This is a genomic window from Pseudomonas purpurea (assembly GCF_039908635.1).
Taxonomy (GTDB): Bacteria; Pseudomonadota; Gammaproteobacteria; order Pseudomonadales; family Pseudomonadaceae; genus Aquipseudomonas; species Aquipseudomonas purpurea.
In genome coordinates this window covers 4,582,937-4,607,546 of the sequence record NZ_CP150918.1, presented here as the reverse complement: position 1 = coordinate 4,607,546, position 24,610 = coordinate 4,582,937, and the positions used below count along the sequence as shown (strand labels likewise).

Sequence of the window (24,610 nt, the reverse complement as noted above, 5' to 3'; positions counted from 1 at the left end):
GCAAGGATAAAGCGCTGCCTCTGGGAGAGAAAGCGCTTTTATTGACATGGATCATTTCGGATTTGGTAACAGTCAAATCCGCCCCGTTCGATTAACGCGGTGCAGGCATCAACAACCCCAGTTGAGTGTGGATGGCGGCCAGTGCGTCGTGACGGCTGAAGTCCTCTGCAATCGCTTGGGCGTGTGCCTTGAACGACGGGGTTCGCAGGGTTTTTTCGACCGCTTCGCGGATGGCCTGTTCTGTCGGATAGCTGGTGCCCAGGTTGATCCCGCAGCGTGCCCAGACCACTCGCGCCGCCGTTTCGGCTTTGTCTTCACCGGTGCCGGCAACGATCACCGGAACGCCATGGCTGAGGGCGCCATTGATGGCGCCGAAGCCGCCGTTGGTGATGAACACACTCGCCTCGGGCAGCACGTCGACATAGGAAACGAAGTCGATGATGCGGGCGTTTTGTGGCGCCACCGCGTCGGTGTCCCGCCCCCCTGTGAGGGCAAGCACCTTGACCGGCAGGTCGGCCAGAGCGCGCAGGGTCGGCAACAGCAACTGGTTCAGGTCGGCATTGGCCAGGGTGCCTTGCGTCACCACCACCAAGGGCCGCTCGTCACCGGGAAACAGTTCGGCGACGCTTTGGCCATTCGGGTGTTTGACGTTCAGCGGGCCGACAAACTGCACCGTCGCCGGCAGTTCGGCGCGGGCGTAGTCGAAGGCTTGGGTCGAGAGTTGCAGGAAGCGATCAACGTTGAGAATCAGGCTGTCGGTCACCGCCGATTGCAACGGTGGATGCCCGTGGGCGCTGAGTGTGGCGTTGAAGTACGCCTGCACGTCGTCAATCAGTTGCAAAGTGGATGGCTCCACCAGCGTGCTTCGGCTCAGGTCGTCGGGCAGTACGGCAGGCGGAATCCGTGGGCCGTAGAAAATCGAGTCGCGTGAGGACAGGGTCAGCGGTGTCACGCCGATGCAGGCCACTTTGGGGCGCTGGTCTTTCGGGCCCAACAGTAACGGCAAGGCACCGTAGAAGGTGTTTTCGATCAGCACAACGTCGGGGGACAGTTGCGAGATCAACCGCCGCAGGTCCTGATCCTGAAACGGCATGGCGTCGGCGAAGAAGTTCTTCAGCGCCAGGGCCATTTGCGCAGGCCCTGGCGGCAATGTGGCGCGCAGCGGGAAGTGGCTTTCGAGGTGGCGATAATCGAAGTCGATGCGTTCGTCGAAAGGCTGGAACTGTGCGCCAGTTTTTTCCACGTCCTGGCGAAACAGCTTGCCGCTGAGCACGGTCACGGCATGGCCGTGGCGGACCAGGTGTCCGGCGATTTTCAGCAGTGGGAAGACGTGTCCCGGCGTCGCGGTGGAGGCGATCAGAATACGTGCCATGGGAAGTCCTTATCCTTGAGTTGCAATGGGCAGACCGTCGCCGGCATGGGCCAGCGCAGTGTTGTGGCACACGGGCGAGCCGTGGATGTGCACGCGCTGCAAGTGCCGGGCAGACCGGGCTGTGAAGGCTTCGCGGCCATGCAGCAGGGAGAAGTTGTCGGCGATCACCACGTCGTTCGGCTGCCAGGTGTGAGCGTAGAAGAAACGCGGGTCGTGCAGGCGTCGATGCAGGTCCTGTTCGAAGGCTTCAACCTGTTCGGGCGCAAGGCCGTGGTACTCCAGGGCGTGGCGGTTGAGGAAGCGTTTGTCCTTTTCTGCCGGTTCGTTGTAGCGCAGTACCCACTGCCCGTCGCGCGGGTCGGCCACCAGCAGCGGCGAACAGACCTCGCCGCCGTAGTGCACGACTTTCTGGATGCGGTAGGTCACGCGCACGGTTTTCCACAGCTCCAGAATCGCGGGCGGAACGTCGGCGAGCAGGGCGCGGGTATTGAGGAACGTGGTGCAACCGCCCTCGTTTTCGGCGGGGGCGTGCAGGCAGTTGAACAGTTGGAATTCGGGAATGGTCGGCTTGTACATGCCGTCCCAATGCAAGGGCACGCCACTGTGGTCGAAAATGTGGTCGGTGGCGTCATGGTGTTCGCGCACATCCAGCACGGCGCCGAACGGCCACATCTTGATCTCGCCCCACTGCCGGGCGTAGCGGGTCAGCGACGGTGAGTCACGGAAGGTCGGCGCAAAGCCGCGCAGGACCAGCAAATGATGCTCGCGGGCCAGCGCTCGCAGTTCGCTGACCGGCAGTTGCTCGACGGTTTGGCCGCTGAACGCCGGGCCGATGAGCAGGCCGAAAGGCTGATGAGGTGTGACGTGAAAACGCGTGTGAGGGTTCATGGTGATTCACCGGACGTATAGGCAGGGAGAACGCGGCCGTCAGGCCACTTCGGCGCGTGGCTGGGTGGTGACCTGGTAATGGCTGTGAGCGCCATCGATCCACACCGGCTCGGCGTTGATTTCCAGGGCTTCGGCCTTTTTCATCAGCACGAAGCTGCCGTCGATTTCCACGGCGGTGCCGTGCCATGGCGTCAACCAGTCGTCCTTGGTCGGCAGCATGTGGATGCCCATCTTCAGGCTCGACGCCGGTTGCGGGTGGATCGACAGCCGAATCGCGTCGGGAAAGCACCGGGCCAGCAAATTGCCCCAGGCCCAACTGCTCTGGATCACCCCGTAGGCGCGTTGCCGGGCGTCGCGTTGCAGCGCGGTCTTGGAACCCTGGTAGTCCGGCAGCAAACCGTCTTCAAACAGGAATCGGGTAATGGCGCGGTACAACCGGGTGCCGTCCTCGTCGCTGATCAGTTGATCGCGGATGGCGTCCAGCGGGTCGGCATAGCCCTTGATAAGCGTGTCGCGCAGGGCATCGTAGTTGCCGATCAGGGGTGAGAACTCCTGAATGTCACCCAGGTTCAGCACCGCCAGGTGTTGCAGGTTTTCATCGCGTATCAGTGCCTTGATCTGGTCCTGATAGACGTTGATGGTGGCATCGGAAACGCCGATCAGGTCGGAAAATACGTGGCCGTCGGAACAGATCGTCAGCCGTGCGCCGGGGGCGTAATGCTGCTGGATGGTGCGGCAGACCTCATTGAGGAAGGTCAGCGAGAGTTTTTCGGCCATGTCCGGCACTTCGCCCAGCACCTTGTTGGGGTTCGGCGATTTGGCCGGGAACGCCGGCAGCACAAACTCGATCGGCCGGTTCTGGGCCACGAAGGCTTCGATGCGCGGCAATTGGGTGTGCCGCACAAGTCGGTTTTCTGCGCTAAGGTCTTGGTCGGCCGCTGAAAAGCGTCGGCGGTATTGCAGGATTTCGTCGAGGATGACTGAGGCAGTGGATTGGCTAGGGATTCCGTGCACGAAAAGGCTCCATCTGTTGTAGGAAACAAGAGGGCGCCAGCGTGAAGGGGGCGAAAGGGCCAAGTGCGGTACATATGTATAGGTTTCAGGTTTTTTTTGTGCGCAGCCTGGGTGGTACGAACGGCGACGGATCGTCTGGAACTCTCCTACAGTTAAGTTCGCACCTGACGAACGCCATTGCGTAAGGTCCTTCCACCGGACGACACCCTCGGCTAAGGTGCGCGGCTTCCTTTTCCTACTTCGCTCAAAGGCCTGGCATGACCGAACAGAACACCAACCCGTTGCACGGCGTGACGCTGGAACAGATCCTCACGGCGTTGGTTCAACACTACGAGTGGGCGGGGCTGGCCGAGCGGATCGACATTCGTTGCTTCAAGAGCGACCCCAGCATCAAGTCCAGCCTGACGTTCCTGCGTAAAACGCCGTGGGCGCGGGAGAAGGTCGAGCGTCTCTACGTGAAGCTGATGCGCACCAAACGTCCGCTGTAAGGAGCCGCGATGCACGCCGAGCCGGTTGCCCGATCGCGGGGGATGCGCGCTTTCATTACCGCGGCAGCGGTGCTGGGCTGGGTCGGGTTGAGCATTCAGCTGTACCTGATTTTCTACGGGCGCTGGAGCGTCGGGGCGAGTTTGCTCGGCGGGCTGGTGAGCTTTTTCAGTTTCTTTACCGTGTTGACCAACACCCTGGTGGCGGTGGTGCTCAGCCATGCGCTGACGGGCCGAACGTCAAAGGCCCGAGGTTTTTTCCTGACGCCTTGGGTCAGCAGCGCGATTGCGGTGAGCATCGCGGTGGTGGGCCTGGCGTACAACCTGTTGCTGCGGCATTTGTGGCACCCGCAGGGTTGGCAGTTTCTGGCCGATGAGTTGTTGCACGACGTGATGCCGCTGCTGTTTCTGGGCTACTGGTGGTGCTGTGTGCCCAAGGGCACATTGCGTTTGCGGCATATCGCGGTGTGGGTGATTTATCCACTGGTGTATTTCGCCTACGCGTTGCTGCGCGGGCATTTGCTGGGGTTGTATCAATACCCGTTCATTAACGTTGAAAAACTCGGTTACCCCCAGGTGTTCATCAACGCTGGGGGCATTTTGCTGGGGTTTGTGGCGATTGCTTTAGTGGTCGTCGCGCTGGACCGCTGGAAAGGGCGGTCGTAGCTATCCCATATTGCTTTCGTGGCGAGGGAGCTTGCTCCCGCTGGGTTGCGAAGCGACCCCAAAACCATTCACTCAGGTTGCATCAGGAAGATAGCATCAGCCGTTTTACGACGGCTGCGCCGCCGAGCGGGAGCAAGCTCCCTCGCCACGGGGATGGATGATTACTCTTCGTCGCTTTCGTCCAGCTTCCAGTAGCCCACGGCCTTCACCTGATCCTGATTCAAACCCTTCTCGTCCAGCAGCACGCGACGGATCTGCCGTGAGACTCTGGATTCCGTTGCGATCCATGCATACAACTCGCCGCTCGGCATTGACAGCTGTTGCACGGTCGTCAGCAGGTGGTTCTGACCCGTTTCGCGCAAGACCCAGATCATCTTGACCTCTGCCTGACTTTCGAGGATTTGCTGTTCAGCGCCGTTCTCGATTTCCACCACCACCAGCGCGCGCCGGTTGGCGGCCAGCCCTTCGAGACGACGGGCAATGGCCGGGAGGGCGGTTTCGTCGCCGATCAATAAGTAGCTGTCGAAGACATCCGGTACCACCATCGAACCCCGTGGCCCGGCGATGTGCAGGTGTTGACCGGGTTTGGCCTGTTCGGCCCAGGTCGAGGCAGGGCCGTCGCCGTGCAGCACGAAGTCGATGTCCAGTTCCAGGGTGTTCAGGTCGTAGCGGCGCGGGGTGTAGTCGCGCATGGCGGGCATCGGGCCGTTGTCCTTGCCCGCGCCGATCACCAGGGTTTCCAGCGCGGCCCTGTTCTTCGGCGGTCTGTGGGAACAACAACTTCACATGGTCGTCGGTGCCCACGCTGACAAACCCGGCCAATGCTGGCCCGCCGAGGGTGATGCGGCGCATGCGCGGGGTCAGGTCGACCACGCGCAGTACTTCCAGGCGCCGGCGTTTGATTTCGTGGCTGACGCGGTGGATGGTTTGCACGTTCACTGAATTCATTCGGCGTTCTCCTGTGCCGCGAGTGGGGAGGGGCCATCGACGATGGCTTTGGCGGTGTTGTTGAGCAGGTCGCGTACCCGAAGAATCTCTTCGGCGCTCCAGCGACCGTGATGCATTTGCAGGGCGTGGCGCAGGTTGTGCACCGCTTCGTGAATTTCGGCGGGGCGGTCGTGGCCGCGCAACGAACGCTTGCTGACTTCGATGCGCATGCGCACGCCGTCCAGGGCAATCGCCTGGTCCGTTAAAGACAGACGTCCGGCGTCGGTGATGCTGTAGCGTTTTTTTCCGCCATCGGCGTCGCCCAGAATCATTTCGCTTTCTTCCAGGAACGTCAGGGTCGGGTAGATCACGCCGGGGCTGGGGCTGTAGGCGCCGTCGAACATGCTTTCGATCTGGCGGATCAGGTCGTAGCCGTGGCACGGCTGTTCGGCGATCAGCGCCAGCAGCAGTAATTTCAGGTCACCGGGGGCGAATACCCGGGGGCCGCGACCGCCGCGTTCACGGCCGGGGCCAGGGCGTTTTTCGAAGCCATCGCGGCTGTCGACGTGTTCGCGGTGGGAATGATGGTCTCTCATTTTCGTTCTCTCGTCGTGTTTAGATACAACTTAAGATATATCTTTGCAAAAAAGCAAGGTCCGAGGACCAACGGTCGGATGCAAAAAGTGGCGGAAGGGGCATGCCGTTCCCGGACAAGTGCCAGGCTGTTTTCAGTATCAATTATTTGCAGGTTTTAAATCCGATGCGTGTTTGAAAATTAGTGTTAACTCTCTAATGGTTTGGTATTGGCCTGTGTTTGCTAGTTGTGTGGTACAGGTCTTACGGACACAACGTGGGTCCATATTCTGTATTGTTTTTCTATTGCGTCTGTTTGTAGTCTGACTCTTACGGTTGGTAACAGCTTTTTTTGATATTTCAGGTTTTGTCATACCAGGCTTGTGGCGCTCTAGCTACAGTCTCTTCGGAATTTGCCTACTTACTTTCTATAGGAATTACCCGATTATTGCGGCGTTGAAAGTTGAGACAAAGTGCTATCAAGGTGCCTGATTGATCTTCGCTTTGTTGTAACTTTCAATGACCCAATTCTTATTGAAAAGACAGGTATCGAATGATGTTCAAGAAATTTGCAATCGTAACCCCGCTGGCGGTTTTGGCACTGAATTCTTCTCTGGCATTTGCTGTTGAGCCGATCTCGCAAACTATTAACGTACGTACGTTCATTCCGACCGCTACATTTAACGTTGCGCCGCAAAATCCTGACTTCGGTAAGGACCTGGAAATTCGCTTGGTCAATAGCAACGACAGCAGTGCCGGTTTTCAACCGGTGAGTGCCGTTCATAACCTCAAGCACACCGATGCAAAAGGTGCAATTAATGCTTTCATCGAGGGTGGTCAGGCTGCTGCGACTCTCTACAACGGCACTAGCGGTATTCCGATGACGGTTTCCATGGGCAGTGTTGAGTTGACTGATAAATCTGAGGAAATCGTCAACGAAACGGACTCCGTCGCCGGCGTGCAGCGCACAATGACGATCAGAACCTCCACGCCGACTGCCGCGCAAACAGGGGATTTTGCCGGAGTTTTTACCGTCGTCTATGAACCTGTTATGAAACCGTGATTTACCCGCGTTAATTGCTTGATGGTGTAAACCGAAAGGTCGCCGTTATCGGCGGCCTGTCGGATCTTTTTAAGTTTCCGAAACTTGAGTATTCAGTTCATGTTCCCGATGACGCCCATCGCGGCTGCGCTTGTTTTGTGTGCGTGTGTAAGTGCAAGTGCAAGTGCAAGTGCAAGTGCATTAGCGGCACCTACTAAAGACAGTACAACTCCCCGAGGTTTGCTCGCTCAAGCCAAAGGTTTGCCTGCGGATTTCGAGGAGCACTTCTTCGACGTGCCGCTGGCTGTTCGGATGGAACTTGATCAACAAATGCTCGGTGAGGCGATGATTGTGTTAACGCGCGATGATCGCATCACCTTGCTCGAATTCACCGATACCAGTGACAGTCGCTTCCAGGCCAATGAACGTGAAATATGGTCGGCTTATTTGCAAAAAGGCGTGGCCCTGGGCGCCTGCGAAGGCAGTTGCCCAGAGCAGATGCTGGCCGTGCATTACAACCTGGCTAAGTCGCTGGTATCGATTGTCACTGAAAACGCCGAGCGCGACACTGAAACCAAACGCCATTACGCGTTACCCGAAGGCGGCAGCAGCGGCTTGATCGTGCACAACCAGTTGAACCTCAACGGTGGGCAAGGGCAGGACCTGGGCGGCCGTTATGGCCTGGAGGCCAGCGCCAGCCTGGGCAACTGGACCCAAAGCGTGAATATGCAACTGGCACGCTTGGGGGGGGAGGATGACAAGCTCTATCACGCGGTATACGAACTCTACAGCCAGCGAGAATTGCAAGGCACCTTTGTGCGCCTGGGTTATTTCACGCCCAACTCCGAGGGCTTGAGTCGTCAGCCGCGTGCATTTGGCGCCAGCCCGGATACGGCGATCGGCGTGATGTACGGCAGCTCCGACAGCCTGGCGGTCAACAACCCCACACCCAGCGTCTACCCGATTTACGTCACGGCCAATCGTCTGGGGTCGGTGGAGATCTATCGCAATGGTCTGCTGATCAACACGCAACCGGTGCCCGCCGGTTTGCAGACCCTCGATACCCGGCCATTGCCCGGTGGTATTTATGAAGTCGAAATACGCCTGATCGAAGACGGCCAGATAACCTCCAGCACTCAGGAGCTGGTCTACAAGCCCAACAACTGGCGCAACCACGATGAACGTTGGCGCTATAACCTGTTTGCCGGTCGGGAAAGCAAACTGCTGAGTAACTGGGAGGAGCATGCCGAGGGCGACATGACGGCCGGTGCCGCGTTCAACTTCCTGTTGCACCCACGCGTGATCCTTGGGGTCTCGGGGCGTCAGGTTCGTGACGCGTTGCAATTGGGCACCTCGGTCGACTGGACGATGGCCAACAACGCCAGCGTGTTTGCCAACATCTATCAGACTCAGAACCAGGGCACCGGCCTCGATGTGCAAGGGCTATACAGCTATAGCTCGGGCAACGTGGTTGCCAGCCACAACCGCAGTTGGCTGGACACGCGCAACACCTACGAAACCCTGCCGGACGGCACGCGTATTCGCCAGCGCAACGTCTACAACGGCCAGGCCAGCAATTCGTCGTTGTCGGTGAGTCATCGTTTGAACCAGCGCACCTCGCTCAACGCCCGCGTATCCCACAGTGAAGGTAACGTCGAAGGCATGGGCCTGGACCTGGGCTGGAGCCAGCGCGGCAACCTGTTTGGCAGCGATGCCAACTGGCGATTTACCGTGTTTGATCGACCGGGCAGTGTCAGCAGCGGTAATGACCGTAACCGTGGTGTGGACCTGAGCGTCAGCCTGGCCCTTGGGGCGCCGGGGGAGCACATCTCCGGCAGCATTGGTTCGCGTACTTCACGCGATGGCGGGCGGGATAACAATGCATCGCTGACTTACCGCAAAGACCTGCAAAACCATGTGCTGCAAAGCGTCTCGGCCACCGGCATTACCGACACTTACGGTGTGGGCGTGTCCGGCACCGCGAACTTCATGACGGACACACTGATGGGTGACGCCTTTGTCCAGCGCTCCTCTTACAGCGGCGACTTCACCGGCGGCTTGAACCTGAACAGCACCTTCGCCGTGGGCGGTCAGACAATGGCCCTCACCAGCCAGCACAATGGGCAGGGTGCTGGAATGATTATCGATGTGGAGTCGGACGTGGATGAAATCGCCTTGCGCGCCGACGACTTGAGCGGTGGCAGCACGGCCCTGCGTCCGGGGCGCAACTTTGTGCCAATCACGGCCTACAAGAGCAGCTCCGTGAGCTTCGACTTCGAAGGCAACCATGTGCCGGCCGCCACCATCCAGCCGGCCCGAACGAGCTATCACCTGAACAAGGGTGGCGTGGAGTATCGCAAGGTCCGCGTAATGCGAACCCTGACCGTGCTCGGTCGTTTGCTCGACCCGCAGGGTCAGCCACTTAGAGGCCATCACATCATCAACCACGCCAGTCGTGGGGTGAGTGAAGTCGACGGGTTCTTCTCCATGGAAATGAACGCCGGTTCGCCGACCCTGGAAGTGCGTCATGGCAATCAGTTGCTGTGCCAGTTCCGTCTCGACCCGAGCAAGGCCCGCGTCGAGCAGGATGTGTTGATGATCGGTGACTTGCGCTGCACGGCGGACACCCTCGCCGACTCCACTTACAAGGCTGAACAGGCAGGTTGATCAATGATGAACAAACAGTTTGGACGACGCCTTCAAGGTGTGTTCTTCGTCGGCATGCTATTCGCTGATCCGGTGCGTGCCGTGACCTATGACATCACGGCCGTATTCCGGCCGGACCCGACAAACCCCCAGGTGAACAAGTTCACCAACACCACCCCGATCAGTTCCGTGTGCAAGTCGCATATCCAGCTTCAATGCGAGAGGCTGGGGATTTTCAGTCTGCGAGACGAAAGCTTCAGGGCGCTAGCCAACGCACCCATGCCGGCACTCACCGCGGGGCCTGATTCTCGACGAGCGGCGATGTTCAAGGTGCCGTCGGAGTGGCGACCTGTACAGGTCACGCATGTCGGTACCGGGGAAGTCGAGACGGTAGAGATGCGAATTGCCGGTGTCGGAAGCAATTGGAAGGCGCCGAATGTCTCTTACTGGGGCTGGCCGGGAGTGGGATGGAGCACATTTTGGCGGACGCCGCCTGCTCCATGTATCGCGACCAGTTTTTTTACGGCAGACACCACGTCAGCAAACTTTTTCTGGGTTGTACCGGAAAACGCCGGGGCGTGTACCGTGACCCCCGGTACTGAAATCCCTGACTTGCTGTATCGCACGCTTGAATATGCCTACGAACTTAAAACACCCAAGCCATTGAGCATGTCGACGGGGCAATACGTCGGCAATATCACTTACACGATGCAACCCCGAGGTGATTTCGATTTCGGCGACATCATGATCCCGGTCGATGGCCTGATGACCTTTAACTTCACCCTGGATGTTCAACACACCCTCAAAGTGGAAGTACCTCCGGGCGGTAACCGTGTGGAGTTGGTCCCTCAAGGGGGCTGGCAGGCCTGGCTGCAACGCAACCGCAAACCGGAGCGCTTGTTCCGGGACCAGACGTTCAATCTGTCGGCGTCCAGCCGTTTCAAGATGCGCCTCGCTTGTCAGTATGGCGACGGTGGCAATACCTGCATGTTGTATGAGCCCAACTCCGGGGGCGCAGTGCCTGTGGATATCGCCGTCACCCTGCCCAATGGCATGACCGACGCGGCGGGGCAACCGGTCAACCGGCGCCCGTTGTTGCGCGACGGCAGTGGCACCGAGCTCTTTCAACCCGGCCACTACATCGATCGAAAACCGGGAACCCTGCACTTCGAAATCGCCCGCCCGGCCGTCGAGGAAATGCTCACCGGGCCCGCCAAAACCTACGCGGGTAACGTCACGGTGATCTGGGATTCGGAAGTCTGATCACCCCACCGATTTCAGCCGATCACTGTTTATTACCAAGAGGACAAGAAAATGAATTATCGATGGGTACTGCTGTGTGCAGGTTTGTTGCCGCTGATCGCCCACGCCGGGCCGGCAATCAATGTGGGGGTGGTTTACGACTACCTGGACGGGGACAAAAGTACTTACCTGAAACGGGTATTCAATGGCGGTGACAGCACGGCATTCGTCAAGGTCAACATTCTGGAAATTATCTACGACGCGCAGGGTAAACCCGAAGAAGCGGAGCTCAAGCCACAAGGTGACGGTGCTTCCCGAGAGGGGCTGATGGCCAGTCCTGCGCGGCTGATCGTCCCGGCCAACGGTATGCAGGGTACGCGTCTGCTGTTTATGGGCGAGCGTGATCGCGAGCGTTATTTCCGGGTGCGGTTTGTCCCGGTTGTCCCCGAGAAAGAAGATGAGTTCGCGATCCCTGTCGAGGAGCGTGAGCAATACAAGCAATCACTGTCGGCCGGGGTCAATGTGTTGGCGGGCTATGGCACGATTTTTTTCGTGCGCCCCAAGGACTCTCGCTATAGCACCCAGATTGACAACGGCGCCGTTAACTACACGCTGACCAATAATGGCAATACGGTGGTGGTAGTCGACGAGTTCAAGGACTGCGCCGTCAAGGATGAAAACGACTGCGCTCCGGTGACTAAAAGCCATGTGATGCCGGGCAAGGTCTTCAGCTTCCAGAAGCAGGCCGGCAGGCATTACCAGTTCAAGCTGGTGGAAGGTGCCGAGCAGAAAAAACATGAGGTGAAAGGGTGAGTCGTTACCGGGAAGCAGGGCTGCGTGCGAGGGTGGGTGGCGCCCTGTTACTGGTCAGCAGCCTGGCCTGGGGCATACGTGAAGAGCAGGAATTTCATGTCTCGGTCACCCTTCCTACCCACGAGTTTTATGTGCTGCCGGTCAATTCGGGGTTTCTGGAGCGCGAGCAGGTCATGGCTTGGCACCCGGTGACCGAAGAGCTGCGCCCGTTGCGCGAACCGTTCGATGTGAAGAATGTGAATGGCAGCGTTTCTGCGCGGTTGGCAGTGATGCCTTACCTGTTCAACGGGCGCGAGCGTATCGAGCTGAACGTGCGGTTCAACCGGGAGTTGTTGTCGTTGCTCGACACGCCGGTGGTCAATGACGAACAGGCGCGTGTCGGGCAGCGGGTACAACTGGAGATCGAGGCGGTGAAGCCGGTTGATGGTTACGTCCCGGGTTCGTACTTCGGGACGGTGCACCTGATGTTCGAGGCGGTGAATCCATGAGTCTGAAGCGCTGCAATGGTTGGGTATTGGCCGGGGTTCTATTGTGCGCAGCGCCAGCGCAAGCGGAGGTGATACAGATCACCGCTGAATTCAGCCCTGACCCATCCCGGCCACATGTCAATGAATTCAAGAACACGACACGCAACAGCGGCTACTGTGAGCGACTGCCGTCGGAGTGCAAGCGCTGGGGGATATTCAGTCTCGGCACTTCTATCACGATGGAATCTGCTCGATCCATTGTGGCTAATCACCCCGATCCACGTCAGGGGGCCATCTTCAGTGTCCCGGCCGGTTGGCGAGATGTGAGTGTGACCAATGAGAGCGGTCAGTCCTTTACCGTTCAGGTGCGGATCGCCGGCATCGGCGGGGCTTAGCGATTGTCACAGCGGGTGCAGGATCTGGTTGGCCTGGATGATTTGGATGCCTATCGGGCGCACGACAAGCTTTGGTGGAATGGGAGTTGGATCGAGGCGCCCAGGCCTTGCACCGAAGGGCCCTATTCTAAATACACGGATTTCAGTTGGTCTTTCTTCTGGATGACTCCGGTGGCAGGCGTGTGTTCCAACCAGGCCCTGTTCGACATTCCTGACATCGCCTACGAAAACATGGATTTCGCTTACCAACTGAAAACACCCGATCCGCTCAAGATGGCTCCCGGCACGTATCGGGGCCCGATGGTGTACAGCGTAGGACCGGGTGGCGATTTTGATACGGGCGACATCATGCGTCCCAGTGATGGCAGCCTTATGCTGGACTTCACCCTGACCGTGGAGCATGTGCTTGCCGTGGAAATCCCTCCCGGCGGCAATCAGGTGCAACTGATACCTCAGGGCGGTTGGCAGGCCTGGTTGCAGCAGCACCGCAAGCTGACTCGCTTGTTCCGCGACCAGACCTTCAACCTCTGGGCCTCGACGCCGTTCAAGATGCAATTGAGTTGTGCTATCAACGTGGGCAACACCTGTGGCCTACAAGATGTGGCGGGAAACCGCGTGGCCGTCGATGTGGCCGTGACCCTTCCTGCGGGGATGACGAGCCTTGGCCAAGCCGTGAATCGTCAGCCCCTGTTGCTGGATGGTCAAGGCACCGAGCACTTTGAACCGAGCCTGTATGTGGCGCGTAAACCGGGAACCCTGCATTTCTCGGTGGAAAAGGACGGTGTCCGGCAGATGCTGAAACTGGGGAGCGAGCGATTTTCTGGCAGCGTAACGGTGATTTGGGATTCGCAAGTGTGATCACGCTTCAAGCGTCAAGACTCAAAAGGTGAAGGCGCATTCACCTTTCGAGCACATTGCTGTGAGGGTGGGGGCAGCCTGTTACAGGCCGGCTTTTTTCAGTGCATCGTGTGTCAGGCGCCTGCTCAGGTTCTTTTCCTGATCGTGCATTTCATTGTTCAGGCGATCCTCTGTTTGCACCGACATCGGCTGATCGGTAAAGACCTCCTCGCGAGGTATCGACAGGCTGTCCACCAGAACGGCCAGGCGCTCTTGCAACATGGTTCGTTGCCCGGCGGTCAACTCCTCGGAGGCGGCCCACTCCCGTTGCGCCGTGATCAGGTCGGTCAACAGGCCCGACCTTGTCTGATACAGCGCTTCATTTTCTCTGAACTTGCCTGGGAAGCGCTCGTTCAGGTAGTTGATCCAGAAGTCTCGCTCATTCATCGAGTCCACCAGGCCGTCGCCTTCCTCAAGCGCGGTCACCGTTTCAAAGGCTTGCTCGATGCTGGTTTCGCTGACACCGGCAACGACCCGATAGAGCATGCGTTGCGACTGCCACGGCAGGTCCAGGCGCTTGGCCAGGGAGGTCTGGTAGGCCAGATAGACTTCGACGTCATCCGGGTCACCTCCGCGTGCCTGGATGTCGGCGCGCGCAATTTCGTTGACCCGCTCCAGGCGTGCGGCGCCCCTGGCCAGCGCCACCAGTTTGCTCTCCAGCACGGCGTTGGAGGTTGAAAACGCGTGCGCCTCGGCGGCCAGCACTTGCACGCCCATGTTGTTGAAGAGTTGAGCACCCGCGTCGGCGCAGTTGGCGGGGGTGGAGGCCATGGCGAACAGCTTTTCACGCAGCCCGGCATTCAGGTCCATGGCATCGATGGTTCGCCACACCCGTGAAGACAATTGCAGGCGTGCGTCGCCGCTGGCGCGGTAGTCGGCGGACTGCGTCAGGCTATCGATGACACTGAAAAAATCAGTTGAGCCGGGTTCGGCGCCCAGGTCAGACCAGGCTACGGGCCTGGCAACGCCTCGCCCATCGAGAGGTCCCCACCAGCCCGCATCATTGGACCTTGGCCATTTTTCCCTGACGTTTTCGGCGGGTGCGTTGTAGGCGTGACGGCGGGGGATTCCCGCCGAAGTCCGATAGTTTTCATATTGCAGTCGGTTCGGCTCCGACAGGTCTATTGAATTGAGGCGTGTTCGCGCCACGATGAACGCTTCATCGGAGCCCGGAACGACCTCGGGGATCTTTGTAATGGGGTTGAACCTCATGTCGAGGAAAAACCCGCGGGGTCGGCGTTTGGCCCAGAGACCTTCTGGCCAGGTGTCGATGTTGGTATTGAACAGCGTCAATTCGCGCAACGCCGGCATGCGGCTGACGTCTGGTAGATGCCCCAATGGATTGTTATCGAGCCTCAGGATTTCCAGGCGCGTCAGGTCTTTGAGTTGCTGAACATTCTCGTCCGTCAACGGGATGAAGTTGTCGCTCAACCGTAGCGTCTTGAGCCAGTGCATCTGGCCGATGTGTTCAGGCAGCGCGGTCAAATGGCATCGACGTGCCGACAGGCTGCGCAGCTGTCGGAAGTCTTTCAGCAGGCCATTGGCTTGCGTGGGAAACGGGGTGTTGTCCAGGTTCAGTGCCGTGATTTTATCCAGGTACTTGCCCAGATCCGGCAGCGTTTTCCACCAGTGGCCCACACTGATGTCCTGCTTGTAAGCACTCGACAAATCCAGGGTGTAACCGCTGTCCAACTGCGGCCCCGGTGCATCGAGCGTTCGGGTTTGCCTTTCGAAACACTTGATCAGTTGCTTGGAGATGTATCGTCCGCCGTCGACAAAATTCGGGCTGCCGGGGCCCCATTTTTCGGGCTGTTGATAGCGCCATTTGTTCAGGGTGACGCGCAGTTCATCGAGCTCTTGCTCAAGCTGCTCGACGGCGGCGAATGGCTCGGGGTGACGGTTCAAGGATTCAACGAACGAGGTTACGTCATGGAGGTTCATGCTGGGGTAGAGGTCCTGGACCTTTTCGGTCAGGGTCGTGGCTTCTCTGCTCTGGCCTCCACCGCGAACCAAAAGCAGGGTTTCGCGACGCGGCGCCCCCCGCACGGGCGGTTCTGCCAATAGTGTGCGGCGCACGCTGGGCCGTTCGGTTTTGGCCGCGACCCATTGTTTGAAGAACTCGCCCTGGCCAACGCGGTAACCCAGGGCTCTGCGCTGTTTGTCGGGCAGTGCGCGCAGGATGGACTCATAGAAGTCATCCGCCTCATGCAGCAGGTTGTGTTGTGCGTCGCGGACCTCGTAGCGCTGCGCTGCCTTGTTGATCAGCAACCTGACGGTCGAGGCATCCCGTGGGCCCGCGTCACTGCTCAGTGGACCGTCGACGCGGCCCTCGCGGACCTCGATTCGCAGGTCACCGAAGGTGTCGGTGTTCTGGCGCAGGGCGCCGAGTACCAGCCGTTCGGTGTGTCGGGTAAACAGCGAATCGCGAACAAACCCTTCACTGGCCCGGGTGGCCTGTACTTCGGATTGCAGCTCCCGGGCGATATTTTTCAAACGCAGGGGAATGCGCTCTTCGTCATTGATGGCGGCGCCTTCCAGTGGATCGGCGCGGGTCAACAGGCGTTCGATCACGGTTGTGGGCAGTTCAGGGAACTGGCGCTTGATCACCCCGGCAGGCTTGTCGCGGGTATGGCTGCGGCTGGCGTAGTCATCATTGAACAGCGCTGCCCGGTTTTGCTGTGCCAGTGCTGCCAGTTTCTGGCGTAGCTGGCGGGTACGAACCGTGAGCGAGGCGTGCGGGCTGCCGAGCGGTTGGTCGAGAATGACCGACGTCGCATTGGCATCGAGTGTTTCCATCACACTGTCCAGCAGCTTGTTCTCGAGTAACTGTCGTTCACTCAATTGCACGATCAGTTTGCGGCCCTGCGCCGCTTTTGAGCTGGTGTACTCCCAGACGGTGCTGAACTGATTGTCGAGAATTCGCATCGAGACACCGTCGGGCCAGAGGCCGTAACGCGTCATAAGGTGCAATTGAGTGATGGGGCTTGCCTGGGCGTAGAACGCGGGATCGTCGCTGTTCATCTGGTCGATGAAGGTTTGCACGTCGTCGTCGACGGCCAACCGGGTGAGCGTGTCGTCGAACAACGGAGGGGGCGTGGCGTTTTCGACGTACATCCTGCGCAGTTCGTCGGGCTGTGTGCCGCTGGTCCGCAGGGCCTCTTCACGTTGGCTCTCGCTCAGGTCGTTCACCGAGCGTCCCATCCGACGTAGCAGGGTTGTCGTGTCCCATGTGCGGGGTTGCTCGACGTCGAGCACGTAAGCGCCGGCACCGTTATGGCTGAATGCCGGTTGGTAGGCGTCGGTGCGCGCGGGGTGCTGGAGTTGTTGCAGGGCCGGTTCGGAAGTTGTCCTTGACCTCATAGAAGTGTGTATCGAGCTGCACGAGGTTTTTTCCGGCATGCCGGTAGACGCCCGGTTCAATCGGGGCGAGGTGTTCCGGCAGTCGCCCCTTGAAGCGGTAAGGTTCCAGGTCGGGTTTCCACAAGCGGGTTTTGCCATCGGGCAGTTTGATCGGCTTCAATCCCTCGATGAAAGGTGAAACCGTGTAGTGGAACACCGGCGCGAGGACGGCGGCGGTGGCGACGTTTTCGATGACGTCGCTAATGTGCGCCCAACCGGCCTCGCGGTCACCTTCGCTGAGTTCTATGGCGCCTTCGAGGACTTCTGACAGCAACTGGCCGGCCATGACCACCAGCATGGCTTCGCCGAGGCCCGGCACGAACATCGCAAATACACCGACAGTGGTGAAACCGATGTTCAGGTAGTTGGCCCAGCGCGCTGATCGCGCCTTGGCATTCTGATCCTCGGTGGGGACCGCCATGATGCGGGCATCCTCAAACAGACGATCCAGCTTGATGTCGTGAAGCAATGACCAAGGGTCGAAAGACTCCCACAACCCTTTGCCTCTCATGGTCACACCCCGGATGTAGAAGTTGGGGGAGTCTATCGGGTCGCGGCGTGTATCCCGATCCGGTGGGCCTGGCAGCGCGGTATGCAGCAGCGCCTGTTCGGTGATCCGAACCAGTTCATGACGCCGCCAGGCGACCGCAAAGGACTCCGGTGGACCGTCGCTGACCTGCTCGGTAAAGCGACTGAAGTAATAGGATTTGTCTCGCTCGGCCACGAACCGGCTGAAAAAAACCTGGTAGTCGGTCGGTTCCAGAGTCGCTTGTCCGCTGGCACTGCCTTGCGGGCGGAACATGAATTGTCGGGTCAACTCTTGTTCGAACTCGGAAAACGAGGCGTAGCGCTTGACCGGGTGTTCAGGGTCATCGGGAATGTAGGCAATCACATAGCCGTGGTGATAGCGATGTGGAACGGTGGGCATGAAGACCATGCAGTCGGACAGCCTCAGGCCCATGACACTCAGGCTGGTGAAGAAAACCTGCTTGTCACCCTCCATGATCTTTTGTTGACCAGCGACCACCTTCAGCAGCAGTTCGTAATCGCGTTGCTCAATGTCTTTTTTGACCAGTGCCATGTACGCCGCGGCTTTCAGGGCGTTTTTCTGATGGGTTGTCACCTTGTTCTGCAGAAACGTGCGGGCGACCGGGTCTTCAGGGCGCAGAAAACCCTTGAGGTAAGCCTGGTACTTCCCACCAATGTCCAGGGTTCGAGACAGGCGTGTGAAAGTCTCGATGCCCAGCGACGTTCGGACGCGATCGAAGTGTCCTCGCTTGTCGGGTTGGCTGATGAAGCCAGAGCTGCTGTCAAAGAATCCGGGCTCGACTTCCTCTGATTCGAAGTTGTGCAGCGCAGCGTGCAACAACGAAAACGTCTTGACGGCAAAGCCACCGCTCTTGATGCCGAACAGGCCCAGGCTTTTTGGGGCATAGAGCCTCAGCCAGGTTGTATCGGGGTCGAGGTTGGCATCGAGTTTTTTCAGCTCCGGCAGCAGCAGCTCCCTGGCGAAGTCATGAATGTTTTTCAGGGTTTTCTTGAAAATCCGGTCCTGCTCGTTCTGGGATTTCAAGAGTGCATCATTGAGGGCCTTAAGCTGGTTCTTCTGTTCCGGTGACGCGTTGTCGTACCAAGCGGGCGTGATCGGCCGGGTTTGCTTGAGTGCGGCACGTCGATCGGCAGTCGCCTGGAAATGGTGCGGCGAAATGGCATTCTTGATGAGTTGAAAATGTGCGCCCTGATTGTTGAGGGCGGGTAACCCGTGTGGGCTTCCTGGAAATTCAGACACGGCTCGTCTCCTTGAGTCAGTCGGGAAAGCCCCAGCCTACTCAGACGTGCCGCGTGAATGAGCTACATAGTTATCGTGTGATCAACGGTTGGCCATGGTCGCCTGACACAGGGTGTGGGTGCCCGGTTGCAAGTACGGCGTGAGAATCGGCGCCATGCCCTTGAGCACTTGCACAGGCAACGCCGAGGTGAACTTGAAGGCCTGCGCCGAGGCGCCGGGCACGTAGGCGGTGAGGGTGCCGAAGTGGCTGTCGCCGATGTAGAAGACAAACGTGGCGGTGCGGTTGATCGATTTGGAGCTGAGAATCCGTCCGCCGGGCCCGATGGCTTCGATGCGGTTATCGCCGGTCCCGGTCTTGCCGCCCATGGCCAGCGGTGTGCCATCGGCCAGTTTGAAACTGCCCGCCACGCGTTTCGCCGTACCGGCGTCCACCACTTGCGAGAGGGCTTCGCGCAAGGCCGTGGCGACTTCCGACGGCATGACCCGTTTGCCGTTGTCCGGGTCGTTGATCAGTTGGGTTTCATAGGGCGTATCGGCGGCGAAATGCAGGCTGTCGATGCGCAAAGTCGGCATGCGCACGCCGTCGTTGAGGATGGTGCCGATCAGTTCCGCCAGCGCCGCCGGGCGATCGCCGGAGCTGCCGATGGCGGTGGCCAGTGACGGCACCAGGTGATCGAACGGATAGCCGACTTTCTGCCAGCGCTGGTGAATGTCGAGGAACGCTTCGATCTCCAGCATGGTGCGGATGCGGCTGTCACGCGCGCTCTTGTGCCGGCTCTTGAACAGCCAGCTATAGACTTCCTGCCGCTCGAATTCGCTGGCTTTCACAATCTGGCTGAACTTGGCGTCGGGGTTGTTCAGCAGGTAGCCCATCAGCCACAGGTCCAGCGGGTGGACCTTGGCGATGAAGCCCTGGTCGGGCAAGTCGAACGCGCCGGGACCATAGCTTGTATAGAGTTTGTCCAGACGTTCGTCGGTGAGTTTTTCGGTGCTCTTGCCGGTTTTTTTATCGGTGGTCTTGACGGCCTTCAGGTGCGAGCGCACGAAGCTGTTGAAACTTTCCTGACTGGCCTCCGGCAGCAGGTAGCGGTGCACGGCGGCCAGGCGAATGGCGGTGGGGTGCATGCTGTCCAGGAAGGTGTCGAGGCGAGCCTGGGTGTCCTTGTTCCGGTATTTTTTCCAGAAGCGCAGCAGGAACGACGTGCCTTCGCGGTCGGCGAATTGCGCCAGGTACTCCTGCCGACGTGGATCGTCGTCATCCTTGAGCAATTGGGCGCTGTTGCTGGGGCCGGAGTAAGTGCTGTAGCGCACCAGGTCACGCATCAGGCGAATGAACGGCAGGTTGATCGACTCGCGCAAGGCATCGCGCAGGGTCGGCATGCGGCCGTTGTCTTCACTGCGAAAGTTGTGGAACGTGTGCAGGCCTCCACCGGTAAAGAACGCCTCGCCGGGGCTCGCCGAGTACTTGCGGTCGAGGGCGGCGGCGAGCATTTTCGGCAGGCTGCGGTCATTGTTCTGGATCAGGTAGTCGACGGCCCAGCGGGTCAGGCGATCCTGGTCGGCCACCTCGACTTTCTTCAGTTCTGCTGGCGTTTGCGCGCCATAGCGGTCGTGCAGTTCCGAGATGATTTGCAGGTAGGTGGTCAGCACCCTCAGCTTGGCGGTGGAACCCAGTTCCAGCTTGCTGCCTTCGTTGATGTCGAACGGTTGGTCGGTGCTGTCCGTCTGTACCCGTACGCGCGAACCGTCGGGCGTCAGCTCCAGCAGGGTGAAGCTGTAGCGCACCTGAGTGGTGCTGGTGGGCGTCAGCAAACGTTCGCCAAGCAGGCCCATTTGCGCGGCGAACGTCGGGTCGGCCAGGTGTTTCAGGTACTCGGTGGCCTGGGCTTGCAAATCGCTTTGCAAGGTACTGGTAGCCGAAAGGTCGAGACGGTCGAGGTCATACAGTGGCCGGTTGAGCAGGGTGGCCAGGCGACTGCGGGCGACGCTGATGCCTTTGTTGGTTTCGATCGGCTGAATAGTCGGCTGCTGCTGCCAGTCGCGGTAGGTCACTTTGCTGGCCAGTGCGGCCGCCGTGAGTCTGGGGTCGATCACGTTGTTCTGCGACAACAGGCGAATGTGGCTGTCGGTGAGTTCGGCCAGTTCCGCCCGGCCCTTGGCCAGGTAATGCGAAGGCCGGCGCTGGGCGATCATCAGCGACAGCACTTCACGCAGGGCCAGGCCTTTCTCCGCCAGGCTCTTTGAATCGGTGGCGTCACTGGCCAGGCGTTCGTTGACCTTGGCGAAGTCTGCGCCGTACCAGACCCGCAGCCCTTCGGCCATGCCATGGACTTCACCGTGACCGGGCACGGCTGACAACGGCACGCTGTTAAGGTAATCACGCACGATGTTCTTGCGCGCTTCGAGGGTCTGCGGTCCGTCCTGATAGGCGCGCACACTGGCGGAAATCATCTGGCGGATTTTTTCACCTCCGGACACGGTCAATCCGTCCGGCGAATGGCGGTATTTTTCCAGTTGAGTGGCCAGGGTGCTGCCCCCAGCGGTCTGGCCGGGCAAGTGCAGCAGTTTGGCGATTTGTGACCACGCCGCCTTGCCAAAGCGCGGCCAGTCCACGGCCGGGTTGGCCAAGGGTTGTTTGGGGTCGAGCAGGTAGCGGTTCTCGATGAACAACAGGCTTTGCACCATCACCGGCGGGATCGAGGCAAAGCTTGAATAGAGTTGTTGCGGGTACTTGAACTGGTACAGCGGCGCGGCGCGGCAATCGGTGATGGACAGCCCGGCCTGGATTTTTTCGGCGTAGGGCACGAAAAAGCCTTTTTCGCTGTAGTCGAACAATTGGGGGGAGAAGCGGGTTTGTGCCTGCACCAGGTAATTGCGCTTGAGCAGCCGAGGCAGGAATTCGCCCAGCGCGCTGTAACCCAGGCGTTTGTCGAAGGGCCCGGCGCCCGGATAGAAAATCGAATCACTGGGGCCGGCTTCCAGGGAATAGCTCAAGGAGGCGGCGAGCGAACTGAACTCCCGGGCCTGCCATTTCGAGGTGCGCATTTCCTTGGAGGCGGCGAAGCCCAGGGCAATCAGGGCAATCAGCAGCAATAGCCAGAACAATCGCCAGGCATGTCTGCTACGGCGAGGTTTCTTCGGTGACGGCGCTTCATCCACACGGTTTGTTGGCACCACTGCTTCACTCGAATCGGTTTGCCACAAAGCGCCCATAGTCGACTGATCCATTCACGCAGATTGATCTGACTTGTCTGAAGCTTAGACGCTGGTTGGCGCTGGTGAAAAAATTGTGAATAGACAAATTTCAAAAGCGCATTGATACCTGTGGCGAGGGAGCTTGCTCCTGCTGGGCCGGTCCGTGCTCGGGCGAAGCAGACTCAAACCCTGCAATTGCGGTTTGTCTGTCAAATCTGGATTTCAGGTTTTGCGACTGCTGCGCAGCCGAGCGGGAGTAAGCTCCCTCGCCACAGGGTTGTGCGGGGCTATTTATTAGAGCCAACAGGCATCCCAGAGCGGGTAGTCGCCAATTTTTTCCACCAGCCCTGCGCGCAATGGGTTTGCAACAATGTAGCGAGCAAAGGGCAGAAGATCTTCGTCATCACGGATTGCCTGATCGTGATAGCCGGTTTGCCAGAAAGCACCTTTGCGGTTTAACGCCCGGTTGATAGTGAGCGTGCTACGGGATTTGGTGGCCTGAATGAGTTGCGCCAGGGTGTGCTGTTCGAGTTGTACCAGCCAATGAAAGTGGTCCGGCATGATGACCCAGGCTATCGAGTTGACCCTTTGCTCCTCATGAGCCCTTCTGAGTTCTGCCACCAACAGCCGTCCCAACGACCATTCGCTGAAAATATGGCGGCGCTGATGCACAACGGCTGTTATGAGATAGGCCCTACCCGGTTCTGAACAGCGTCCATGGCGTAGCAGGTGTGAGTTTGGGCGAGGGGGCATTCCTTTGCATCCTTAAGCAGTGAGTCAAACTCACCCTAGTCATCCATCTACCTACACGTAGCCGCAACTCCTGAGTGAGTATTCCTAAATGAATGTATGAAGGATCCAGTTTGCGTCGCAATTACCTGTGGCGAGGGAGCTTGCTCCCGCTGGGCTGCAAAGCGGCCCTTATTTCTGCCATTGAGTCTTGCCGATAAATCTGTGCGCCCGAGCGCGGATCGGTCGGCGGGAGCAAGCTCCCTTGCACAGAGATTTTTCAGGCTGCAAGTGTTGTTCTAGACACTTCGATGGATAAATAAGACCAACGTCTAGGGCATGACGATGCACCAAGGCTGTGCAATACTCGGCAACATTCGAACGACCACTCAATTGATGAAATACAGGTAATGCGCCTCGGTAAACCGGGCTTTTACCGAGATTTATCACTGAATTTAGTCGTTTATAGAGTGAAAGGTTCTGTATAGAGCTTTTTATACTGCACGCCCCGCTGATCTTGAAGGTTTTGTCCTACAAGACGGTTCTACCCACGAAGTAGTCCCGGTATCGGGAAGTCCAGGCCTATCGGCCGGGGCTTCGCACACTCGGTGGTCACATCCAATAACAAGACGAGGTTGTACCCTATGCCAGTTGGCAATCCCCTGCCTCACGGCGAGACCGCTCAAGGCGGACCGCTTAAACGCGAACTCGGCGAACGGCATATTCGCTTGATGGCGCTGGGCGCCTGTATCGGCGTCGGTCTGTTCCTGGGCTCGGCCAAGGCCATCGAAATGGCCGGCCCGGCAATCATGCTGTCCTACATCATTGGTGGTCTGGCGATCCTGGTGATCATGCGCGCCCTGGGCGAGATGGCCGTGCATAACCCGGTGGCCGGCTCCTTCAGCCGTTACGCGCAAGATTACCTCGGCCCGTTGGCGGGTTTTCTGACGGGCTGGAACTACTGGTTCCTGTGGCTGGTGACCTGCGTCGCGGAAATCACCGCGGTGGCGGTGTACATGGGCATCTGGTTCCCCGATGTGCCGCGCTGGATCTGGGCACTGGCGGCGCTGGTGAGCATGGGCTCGATCAACCTGATCGCGGTCAAGGCCTTCGGTGAGTTCGAGTTCTGGTTCGCCCTGATCAAGATCGTCACCATCATTGCGATGGTGCTCGGCGGCATCGGCATCATCGCGTTCGGCTTCGGCAATGATGGCGTGGCGCTGGGGATTTCCAACCTGTGGACCCACGGCGGCTTCATGCCAAACGGTGTGCAGGGTGTGTTGATGTCCCTGCAAATGGTGATGTTCGCCTACCTGGGCGTCGAGATGATCGGCCTCACGGCCGGTGAAGCGAAGAACCCGCAGAAGACCATTCCCAATGCCATCGGCTCGGTGTTCTGGCGCATTCTGCTGTTTTACGTCGGCGCACTGTTCGTGATTCTGTCGATCTACCCGTGGAACGAAATCGGCACTCAGGGCAGCCCGTTCGTGATGACCTTCGAGCGTCTGGGCATCAAAACCGCTGCCGGTATCATCAACTTCGTGGTGATCACCGCTGCACTGTCGTCTTGCAACGGCGGTATCTTCAGCACCGGGCGCATGCTCTATAGCCTGGCGCAGAATGGCCAGGCCCCGGCCGGTTTCGCCAAGACCTCGAACAACGGTGTGCCACGCCGTGCGCTACTGCTGTCGATTGGTGCGTTGCTGGTGGGCGTGCTGCTCAACTACCTGGTGCCCGAGAAAGTCTTCGTCTGGGTGACCGCGATTGCGACCTTCGGGGCGATCTGGACTTGGGTGATGATCCTGCTGGCGCAGCTCAAGTTCCGCAAAGGCCTGAGCCCGACCGAACGTGCGGCGCTGAAGTACCGCATGTGGCTGTACCCGATCAGCTCCTACCTGGCGCTGGCGTTCCTGGTGCTGGTGGTCGGCCTGATGGCGTACTTCCCGGAGACCCGCATTGCGCTGTACGTCGGCCCGGCATTCCTGGTGCTGCTGACTGCGGTGTTCTACGTATTCGAGCTGCAACCGAACACGGCTGCGCAAGGTACGGTGGGTTCGGCGTCGTAAGTGTG

18 protein-coding genes and 1 pseudogene are annotated in these 24,610 nt (G+C 59.1%); 10 read left to right on the top strand and 9 right to left on the bottom strand.

The features are described 5' to 3' along the window. Positions 1–91 precede the first annotated feature (91 nt). From AABM54_RS20570 to AABM54_RS20560, 3 genes are read right to left on the bottom strand one after another with little or no spacing between them, the layout of a single operon-like run. Positions 92–1,372, bottom strand: coding sequence for a nucleotide disphospho-sugar-binding domain-containing protein (locus AABM54_RS20570; protein WP_347901815.1), 1,281 nt, complete (start codon positions 1,370–1,372; stop codon positions 92–94). A 9-nt stretch (positions 1,373–1,381) separates the two neighbouring features. After that, positions 1,382–2,260, bottom strand: a complete 879-nt coding sequence (locus AABM54_RS20565) for a TauD/TfdA family dioxygenase (protein WP_347901814.1) — start codon at positions 2,258–2,260, stop codon at positions 1,382–1,384. 39 nt (positions 2,261–2,299) lie between these two features. Next, the gene (locus AABM54_RS20560; protein WP_347901813.1) at positions 2,300–3,274 is read right to left on the bottom strand and encodes an isocyanide synthase family protein; all 975 of its coding nucleotides are present in this window, start codon (positions 3,272–3,274) and stop codon (positions 2,300–2,302) included. Positions 3,275–3,531: 257 nt separating this feature from the next. Here AABM54_RS20560 and AABM54_RS20555 point away from each other — a divergent pair, with 257 nt between their 5' ends. After that, positions 3,532–3,762 carry a VF530 family protein gene (locus AABM54_RS20555; RefSeq protein WP_347901812.1) on the top strand — a complete coding sequence of 77 codons (231 nt, stop codon included), beginning with the start codon at positions 3,532–3,534 and terminating at the stop codon, positions 3,760–3,762. 42 nt (positions 3,763–3,804) lie between these two features. Further along, complete coding sequence (locus tag AABM54_RS20550) at positions 3,805–4,425, top strand: Pr6Pr family membrane protein (protein WP_347901811.1); 621 nt, start codon at positions 3,805–3,807, stop codon at positions 4,423–4,425. A 161-nt stretch (positions 4,426–4,586) separates the two neighbouring features. Here AABM54_RS20550 and AABM54_RS20545 read toward each other — a convergent pair. Then, positions 4,587–5,373 (bottom strand): annotated as a pseudogene (locus tag AABM54_RS20545) (siderophore-interacting protein). Next, positions 5,370–5,948 carry a PadR family transcriptional regulator gene (locus AABM54_RS20540; protein WP_347901810.1) on the bottom strand — a complete coding sequence of 193 codons (579 nt, stop codon included), beginning with the start codon at positions 5,946–5,948 and terminating at the stop codon, positions 5,370–5,372. The pseudogene AABM54_RS20545 and the gene AABM54_RS20540 overlap by 4 nt, the downstream one beginning before the upstream one ends. A 533-nt stretch (positions 5,949–6,481) precedes the next feature. Here AABM54_RS20540 and AABM54_RS20535 point away from each other — a divergent pair. The 7 genes from AABM54_RS20535 to AABM54_RS20505 all read left to right on the top strand — a co-directional run bounded on the left by AABM54_RS20535 (position 6,482) and on the right by AABM54_RS20505 (position 13,388). Continuing rightward, the gene (locus AABM54_RS20535; RefSeq protein WP_347901809.1) at positions 6,482–6,988 is read left to right on the top strand and encodes an adhesin; all 507 of its coding nucleotides are present in this window, start codon (positions 6,482–6,484) and stop codon (positions 6,986–6,988) included. A gap of 99 nt (positions 6,989–7,087) precedes the next feature. Then, positions 7,088–9,634 (top strand): CS1-pili formation C-terminal domain-containing protein, encoded by a 2,547-nt coding sequence (locus tag AABM54_RS20530; protein ID WP_347906267.1) that lies wholly within the window; start codon positions 7,088–7,090, stop codon positions 9,632–9,634. Between the two features lie 3 nt (positions 9,635–9,637). Then, positions 9,638–10,876 carry a hypothetical protein gene (locus AABM54_RS20525; RefSeq protein WP_347901808.1) on the top strand — a complete coding sequence of 413 codons (1,239 nt, stop codon included), beginning with the start codon at positions 9,638–9,640 and terminating at the stop codon, positions 10,874–10,876. A gap of 51 nt (positions 10,877–10,927) precedes the next feature. Then, entirely contained in the window at positions 10,928–11,668 is a 741-nt protein-coding gene (locus tag AABM54_RS20520) for a molecular chaperone (RefSeq protein WP_347901807.1), read from the top strand. Continuing rightward, the gene (locus AABM54_RS20515; RefSeq protein ID WP_347901806.1) at positions 11,665–12,156 is read left to right on the top strand and encodes a CS1 type fimbrial major subunit; all 492 of its coding nucleotides are present in this window, start codon (positions 11,665–11,667) and stop codon (positions 12,154–12,156) included. Before AABM54_RS20520 ends, AABM54_RS20515 begins: the two co-directional genes overlap by 4 nt. After that, positions 12,153–12,530, top strand: a complete 378-nt coding sequence (locus AABM54_RS20510; RefSeq protein ID WP_347901805.1) for a hypothetical protein — start codon at positions 12,153–12,155, stop codon at positions 12,528–12,530. Before AABM54_RS20515 ends, AABM54_RS20510 begins: the two co-directional genes overlap by 4 nt. Positions 12,531–12,545: 15 nt before the next feature. Then, a complete protein-coding gene (locus AABM54_RS20505) occupies positions 12,546–13,388 on the top strand; it encodes a hypothetical protein (protein WP_347901804.1) in 843 nt (280 codons plus the stop codon). An 81-nt stretch (positions 13,389–13,469) separates the two neighbouring features. On the opposite strand, the gene AABM54_RS20500 is transcribed toward AABM54_RS20505, so the two are convergent. The 4 genes from AABM54_RS20500 to AABM54_RS20485 form a co-directional block, all read right to left on the bottom strand. After that, positions 13,470–16,787: an NEL-type E3 ubiquitin ligase domain-containing protein gene (locus AABM54_RS20500; protein WP_347901803.1), complete on the bottom strand. Its 3,318-nt coding sequence runs from the start codon at positions 16,785–16,787 to the stop codon at positions 13,470–13,472. Beyond that, positions 16,699–18,615, bottom strand: coding sequence for a DUF6543 domain-containing protein (locus tag AABM54_RS20495; protein WP_347901802.1), 1,917 nt, complete (start codon positions 18,613–18,615; stop codon positions 16,699–16,701). Before AABM54_RS20495 ends, AABM54_RS20500 begins: the two co-directional genes overlap by 89 nt. An 81-nt stretch (positions 18,616–18,696) precedes the next feature. Beyond that, positions 18,697–21,828, bottom strand: coding sequence for a transglycosylase domain-containing protein (locus AABM54_RS20490; protein WP_347901801.1), 3,132 nt, complete (start codon positions 21,826–21,828; stop codon positions 18,697–18,699). 276 nt (positions 21,829–22,104) lie between these two features. Continuing rightward, positions 22,105–22,563, bottom strand: coding sequence for a transposase (locus AABM54_RS20485; protein ID WP_347901800.1), 459 nt, complete (start codon positions 22,561–22,563; stop codon positions 22,105–22,107). Between the two features lie 620 nt (positions 22,564–23,183). Here AABM54_RS20485 and AABM54_RS20480 point away from each other — a divergent pair. Continuing rightward, a complete protein-coding gene (locus AABM54_RS20480; RefSeq protein ID WP_347901799.1) occupies positions 23,184–24,605 on the top strand; it encodes an amino acid permease in 1,422 nt (473 codons plus the stop codon). The last annotated feature ends 5 nt before the right edge of the window (positions 24,606–24,610 follow it).